Below are 6766 nucleotides of genomic sequence, written 5' to 3' on the forward strand. Positions count from 1 at the left end.
TCGTTGAAGCCAAGGACCTGGAGCGGTTCCAGCACGCCACGGAACAGACCAGCGGCGACATCACCGCGCGCATGCAGGCCTATGTGGCGATCCTGAAGGCGGGGGAGGGGCTGTTCCACGCGTTCGAGGGCGACGTCGACGCCGCCCGGTTCACCGCCTTCGCAGACCATCTGGATCTTCCTGCCGTCTATCCGGGCATCCAGGGAATCGGGTTCAGCCGCAGGGTCGCCGCCGCCGACAAGGACGCCCTGGTCTCCGAGATGCGCCGCCAGGGAGATCCGGACTTCACCGTCCGGCCGGACGCCCCGCGCGAGGAGGTGCACGCGATCGTCTACCTGGAGCCGAGGGACGCGCGGAACGCGGCGGCGATCGGGTTCGACATGTTCACCCACCCGGTCCGGCGCGCGGCCATGGCCGCCGCGCGCGACGCGGGCGAGCCGGTCATGTCCGGCAAGGTGGAGCTGGTGCAGGAGATCACCGAGCACAAGCAGGCCGGCTTCCTGATCTACCAGCCGGTGTACAAGGGTGGGGCGACGCCGCAGACCGTCGAGGCGCGGCGTCGGTTGCTCCACGGGTTCGTCTACGCTCCGTTTCGGGCCGACGACCTCCTGGGGGGAATCTACAGCGATCAGCAGAACCCCCGGGTCCACTTCGCGGTCTACGACGGCGCGCCCGAGGCGCGGAACCTGCTGCACCGCTCCTTCCATTCAAGCGTGGCGGAGCTCGCCGCCGAAGCCCGGTTCACCAGCGAGCGGCGGATGACCATCGCCGGCCGCACCTGGACGCTCCAATTCTTCACCCGCCCGGAGTTCGAACTCGGTTCCGGCCGCAGTTTCCCCCTGCTGTTCTTTTTCGGCGGGATGCTCGCCACCCTACTGGTCGCAGCGGCCACCTGGTCGCAGGTGAGGGCGCGCCTGGCGGCCGAGCACGAGGTGGCCGCACGCGAGGCGGCGGAGGGCCAGCTGCGGCTGCTGCTCGACGAGCTGAACCACCGGGTCAAGAACACCCTGGCGACGGTGCAGTCGGTCGCCACCCAGACCTTGCGCGAAGGCCAGGATCCGCGCGAGGCCCGGGAGGAGTTCGAAGGCCGGCTGGTGGCGCTCAGCCAGACTCACGACCTGCTCACGCGCGACTCCTGGCGCGGCGCGAGCCTGGCCGACCTGGTGCAGGTGGAGGTGGCGCCTTACGAGAGCGCCGACACCGGCCGGGTAGACGCCAGGGGCCCGCCCGTGTGGCTGTCGCCCAACCTCGCGCTGGCGCTGGGCATGGCTCTGCACGAGCTGGTCACCAACGCCGTCAAGTACGGCGCCCTCTCCACCGAGGGCGGGCGCGTGGAGATCGAGTGGCGGCTCTCCGGCGAGGGCGCCAGGCGGCGCCTGGAACTGTGCTGGGAGGAAGTGGGCGGAGCGCCGGTTTCGCCGCCGAAGCGCACGGGCTTCGGCGCGCGTCTGATCACCACCGGGCTGCGCCGGCAACTGAACGGTCAGGTGGACCTGGTCTTCGATCCGGCCGGGGTGCGCTGCACGATCGACATGCCGCTGCCGCAGGACGGGGAAGCGACGGCGATCGGGCAGCTCAGGGCGCCTGCGTCCCCTCCATGAAGCGCTTGAACCCCGCCCTCTCGGAGATGCGGGCGAGATAATCCTGGAACACCGGCCGGGCGGGCAGCACCTGGGCGACGTTGAGCCCCCAGTTGACGGCGCTGGCCAGCTGGGTGTCGGCCGCCGTGAAGCGGTCGCCGGCGGCGTAGGGTTGGCGGCCGAGCTGGGTCTCGAGATGGCTGAGGACGTCTTCGAACACGCCGTACGAGGTCGACAGCGACGGCGCCGTCCAACCCATCAGCTTGGCGGTGAGGGCCGGGTCGATCACCGCGTCGGTGTAGACCAACGAGGTCAGGTACGGGCCCCGCATCGGATCGCCCATCGGCGGCGCGAGCCCCGCCTGAGGGAAGGCGTCGGCCAGGTAGATGCAGATCGCCGCGCGCTCGTGGATGACGACGCCGTCGTGCCGGATCGCCGGCGCCTTCTTGTGCGGGTGTATGCGGCGGTAGTCCTCCGGCGCGCCGCCCTCGGCGCGGATGTCGACGAACACGGTCTCGTACGGCGCGCCGAGCTCGATCAGCAGCCAGCGGATGCTTTCGGAACGGGACATCGGGGCGTGGAAGAAGGTCAACATCGGGCGCCTCCTCCCGAGAGGCTAGCCGAAGGCGAAACTCCCTAGAAGGCTCATGTGTTGTTCCGTGGAGCCCCGACCTCAGCCGTTCGGGGCGATGCGGAGGACAACGAATGATGCTCCTGCACTCCCTGATCCGCGAGCACATGGAAGTGGTGGGTTCCGACGGCGGCCACGTCGGCAAGGTCGATCACGTGCTCGACGAAGAGATCGAGCTGGCCAAGCTCGACCGTGCGTCAGGGTTCAAGCACCACTACATCCCGATGACCTGGGTCGATCACATCGATGACGACAAGGTCTGGCTGAACATGACCAAGCAGGCCGCCACCAGCGCCTGGCGCGAGAAGCATTAGCCCTTAAGGCAGGTCCGCCCGCGTCAGGGCGGCGAAGAGGGGCGCGCCGAGATTTTCGATGCGGGGCTCGCCATCGCCGCGCCAGAGGGCGCAGACGACGGCCAGGAGCACCGCGCCCGCATCGTCGAGATGACGCTTGGCGTCCACGATGGCGCCGCCGGTGGAGATGACGTCCTCGACCAGCACGACCTTGCGGCCGCGCAGGTCGCCGCCTTCCACGGCCAGGCAGGTCCCGTAGGTCTTGGCTTCCTTGCGCACAAAGGCGGCGGGCTTGCCGCTGGCCAGCGACATGGCGGTGGCGATCGGCACGCCGCCGAGTTCGACGCCGGCCAGCACCTCGGCCTCATCAGGCACGAGCGGCAGCATGGCCGCGGCCACTCGAGCCAGCAGCTTCGGGTCGGCCTCGAAGCGATACTTGTCGAAGTATTCGCCCGAGACCTGGCCCGAGCGGAGGGTGAAGCGGCCGGTCAGGTGGGCGGCGGCGTGGAGGTCCGCGCCGAGGGCCTTGCGGGCCGCCGCGTCCATCAGTCGACCGCGGCGCAGAACCGCTGGATGCGGCTGCAGGCGTCTTCCAGCACCTGGTTGGAGGTGGCGTAGGAGATGCGGAAGAAGGGCGACAGGCCGAAGGCGCCGCCGAACACCACCGAGACGCCCTCGGTCTCCAAGAGCTCGACCGCGAAGTCCTCGTCCGAGCCGATCACCTTGCCGGAGGGGGCCTTCCTGCCGATCAGGCCCTCGACCGAGGGATAGACGTAGAAGGCGCCTTCCGGCGTCGGGCACTTGATGCCGCGCGCCTGGTTGAGCATCGAGACCACCAGGTCGCGCCGCTCCTGGAACAGCTTGGCGTTCGGCTTGATGAAGTCCTGCGGACCGTTCAGCGCCTCCACCGCCGCCCACTGCGAGATGGACGCGGGGTTGGAGGTCGACTGGCTCATCACCTTGGCCATCAGCTTGATCAGCGGCTCGGGGCCGGCGGCGTAGCCGATCCGCCAGCCGGTCATGGCGTACGCCTTGGAGACGCCGTTCATGGTCAGGGTGCGCTCGTAGAGAGCCGGCTCCACCTGGGCGATGGTGAAGAACTCGAAATCGTCGAACACCAGGTGCTCGTACATGTCGTCGGTCAGGATCCAGACCTGCGGATGACGCAGCAGCACGTCGGCGAGCGCCCGCAGTTCGGCCTTCGTGTAGGCGGCGCCCGAGGGGTTCGACGGCGAGTTCAGGATGATCCAGCGGGTGCGCGGCGTGATCGCGCGCTCCAGCGCCTCTGGCCGCAGCTTGAATCCGGTCTCGGCGCTGGTCGGGACCGGAACGGGAGTCCCGCCGGCCAGCAGCACCATGTCGGGGTAGCTGACCCAATAGGGGGTGGGGATCAGCACCTCGTCGCCCGGGTTCAGGGTGGCGACCATGGCGTTGTAGATCACCGGCTTGCCGCCCGGCGAGACGTTGACCTGGCTCGTCTTGTACTCGAGCCCGTTCTCGCGCTTGAACTTGGCGACGATGGCTTCCTTCAGCTCGGGGATGCCGTCGACGGTGGTGTACTTGGTCTTGCCGGCGCGGATCGCCTGGATCGCGGCTTCCTTGATGTTGTCCGGCGTGTCGAAGTCGGGCTCGCCGGCCGCCAGGCTGATCACGTCCCGGCCTTGCGCCTTCAGCTCGCGCGCCTTCTGGTCCGCCGCCAGGGTGGCGGAGGGCTTCACGCGGGAGAGCGCGGCGGATTGCAGCGACATGGCCTCTAGGCTCCAAAGGCAGATGGGACGTCGGGGCGCCCGTTTACCTGAAGGGCTGTGCCGACGGAACCCGCGGGAGGAAAGAACCGAAGCTTCGCCGCCGGCGTTTGCATGGTGGCAACAGGGGAGCTGTTCATGGGACCTGTCCGATCGCTGCTGATGGGCGCGGCGATGGCCGCCGGCCTTTCCGCCTGCCAGGAAGAGCCGCCGCCCGCGCCGGCCAAAGTCGCCGAGGCCCCGCCGCCTGCCGCGCCGGAACCCCCCGAGCCCCCGCCGCCGCCCTACGTTGGTCTGTGGGCGGCCAACGCCTCTCTCTGCCCGCAGGGAGCCTGGGTGTTCGACCACGACAAGGTGGTGACCGCCGGCGAGGTCGCCTGCGAGTTCGAGCAGGTGAGCGAGACCAGCTCCGGCTATCAGGTGACGGCGACCTGCTCGGCCGAGGGCGAAACCAAGCCTTATCAGTTCAGCCTGACGCTGACGGACCTGGCGCCGCCGCGCTCGATGACGGTCTCCCGCGGCGCCTGGGACGGGCCGATCACCCTGATGCGCTGCCCTCCCTGAGCGGAGCGCGCCAAGCTTGACCCCGCCGGCCTGATCGGCGAGGCCTGCCCCGATGCGCCGCCTCCTCTTGTTCCTCACGAACATGGACGCCAAGGCCTTCCGGGCGCTGGCGATCTCCTTCGTGCTGTTCGGCGGGGTGGGGGTGGTCTTCCTGTTCGGATCCCAGGTGCTGGGATTCGACGGGGAGGCGACGGTCGAGGAGTGGCTGGGGCTGGCCGCCGACGGGCCCTGGGCGCTGCCGGCCGCGGTGGCCGCCTTCGCCCTGCTGGCTTTCCTGGGCGTGCCGCAGTTCGTGCTGATCGCCGCGGCGGTGGTCGCCTTCGGGCCGTTCACCGGATTCGCCTACAGCTGGATCGGGACCATGGACTCCTCGATCGTGGGCTTCGGGGTCGGCCGGCTGGCGGGCGCCCGCACCCTCGAGAGCTTCTCCGGCGATAGCGTCAAGCAGTTCACCGAATTGGTAGGCCGCAACGGCTTCTGGGCCAGCCTGATCGTGCGGCTGGTGCCCTCGGCCCCGTTCATCGTCGTCAACATGGCCGCGGGCGTGACCCCGATGCGGCTGCGCAGCTTCCTGGCCGGCACAGGCCTGGGGATCATCCCCAAGATCGTGCTCACCGCCTTCGCCGGCAACTCGATCGTGCAGGTCATGCGCGGCGAGTGGGCGTCCCACCTTCCGATGCTGATCGGCATCGCCGCGGTCTGGCTGATCATCGGCTGGTATGCGCGCAAGTGGCTGAAGGCCCGCGAGGCGGCGGCCCAGCAGGAGCATCAGGGGTAGGTTCTTGCTCCAAAGCCACACCTGAGCGGCTTTTCAGCACGACCATTGCGTGCGGCCTCGCCATCCGGTATCAAGCTTCCCATGCGCCCCTGGCCCCAAAGCCTTTCTCTTCTGCTTCGGCTTAGCCGCCCCTGGGCGCCCTTCTAGGCTGCGCGATCCTTCGCGGCCGGGCGCTTCAGGGGATGACCTGACCGCCCGATCGGACTAAGAACCTCCGCGAAGAGAATTCCCATGAGCACCGAACAACACACCGCCGCTTCCGAGCGCGACCGCGTAATCGTCTTCGACACGACCATGCGCGATGGGGAGCAGTCGCCCGGCGCCTCCATGTCGTTGGACGAGAAGCTGGAGCTGGCCAAGATCCTCGAGGATATGCGGGTCGACGTCATCGAGGCCGGCTTCCCGATCGCCTCGAACGGCGACTTCGAAGCCGTGCTGCGCGTCTCCGAACTGGTCACCGAGAGCGTCGTCTGCGGCCTGGCCCGGGCCGGCGTGGCCGACATCGAGCGCTGCGCCGAGGCGATCAAGCCGGCCAAGCGCGGCCGCATTCACACCTTCCTGTCCACCAGCCCCTCGCACCGGGACCACATCCTGCGCGCCAGCCAGGAGGACATCCTGGAGATGATCACCGGCTCGGTGACCCTGGCCCGCAATTACTCAGACGACGTGGAGTGGAGCGCCCAGGACGCCACCCGCACGGAGCAGGACTTCCTGCGCCGCTGCGTGGAAGCCGCGATCAAGGCCGGGGCTACCACGATCAACATCCCCGACACCGTCGGCTACACCTATCCATCTGAATACGCCGACATCTTCCGCGACCTGATCGCCAACGTTCCGGGCGCGGACACGGTGATCTTCTCCACTCACTGCCACAACGACCTGGGCCTGGCGGTCGCCAACAGCCTGGCCGGCGTGCAGGGCGGCGCCCGGCAGGTGGAGGTCGCGGTCAACGGCATCGGGGAGCGGGCGGGCAACGCCGCGCTGGAAGAGATCGTCATGGCCCTGAAGGTGCGGGGCGACCGGTTGCCCTACCACACCGGCCTGGACACCACCCACATCACCCGCGCCAGCCGCTACGTCTCGGCGATCACCGGCTTCCCGGTGCAGTACAACAAGGCGATCGTCGGCAAGAACGCCTTCGCCCACGAAAGCGGCATCCACCAGGACGGGATGCT

At 68.9% G+C, this 6766-nt stretch carries 8 protein-coding genes; 5 read left to right on the plus strand and 3 right to left on the minus strand.

All coding sequences use genetic code 11. The annotated features are described in order from the left end of the window. The coding region (locus tag VHK87_RS12790; RefSeq protein WP_329635282.1) for a CHASE domain-containing protein at positions 1–1601 on the plus strand (1601 nt) is incomplete at its 5' end. Here VHK87_RS12790 and VHK87_RS12795 read toward each other — a convergent pair. Then, on the minus strand, positions 1576–2175 hold the full coding sequence (locus VHK87_RS12795) for a glutathione S-transferase family protein (RefSeq protein ID WP_329635283.1): 600 nt from the start codon (positions 2173–2175) through the stop codon (positions 1576–1578). The two genes, VHK87_RS12790 and VHK87_RS12795, sit on opposite strands and share 26 nt — an antisense overlap. Before the next feature lie 113 nt (positions 2176–2288). On the opposite strand from VHK87_RS12795, the gene VHK87_RS12800 reads away from it, so the two are divergent. After that, positions 2289–2525: a DUF2171 domain-containing protein gene (locus VHK87_RS12800; protein ID WP_329635284.1), complete on the plus strand. Its 237-nt coding sequence runs from the start codon at positions 2289–2291 to the stop codon at positions 2523–2525. A 3-nt stretch (positions 2526–2528) separates the two neighbouring features. On the opposite strand, the gene pyrE is transcribed toward VHK87_RS12800, so the two are convergent. Beyond that, on the minus strand, positions 2529–3050 hold the full coding sequence (gene pyrE, locus VHK87_RS12805; protein WP_329635285.1) for an orotate phosphoribosyltransferase: 522 nt from the start codon (positions 3048–3050) through the stop codon (positions 2529–2531). Further along, the gene (locus VHK87_RS12810) at positions 3050–4252 is read right to left on the minus strand and encodes a pyridoxal phosphate-dependent aminotransferase (RefSeq protein WP_329635286.1); all 1203 of its coding nucleotides are present in this window, start codon (positions 4250–4252) and stop codon (positions 3050–3052) included. The genes pyrE and VHK87_RS12810 overlap by 1 nt, the downstream gene beginning before the upstream one ends. A 135-nt stretch (positions 4253–4387) precedes the next feature. Between VHK87_RS12810 and VHK87_RS12815 the strand changes: the two genes are divergently transcribed. The 3 genes from VHK87_RS12815 to VHK87_RS12825 form a co-directional block, all read left to right on the plus strand. After that, positions 4388–4813 (plus strand): hypothetical protein, encoded by a 426-nt coding sequence (locus VHK87_RS12815; RefSeq protein ID WP_329635287.1) that lies wholly within the window; start codon positions 4388–4390, stop codon positions 4811–4813. 52 nt (positions 4814–4865) lie between these two features. Then, positions 4866–5591 (plus strand): TVP38/TMEM64 family protein, encoded by a 726-nt coding sequence (locus tag VHK87_RS12820; RefSeq protein WP_329635288.1) that lies wholly within the window; start codon positions 4866–4868, stop codon positions 5589–5591. 231 nt (positions 5592–5822) lie between these two features. Continuing rightward, a partial coding sequence (locus VHK87_RS12825; RefSeq protein WP_329635289.1) for a 2-isopropylmalate synthase occupies positions 5823–6766 on the plus strand: 944 nt, incomplete at its 3' end.

Origin of the sequence: Phenylobacterium sp., assembly GCF_036263695.1 — a bacterium.
GTDB lineage: Bacteria > Pseudomonadota > Alphaproteobacteria > Caulobacterales > Caulobacteraceae > Phenylobacterium.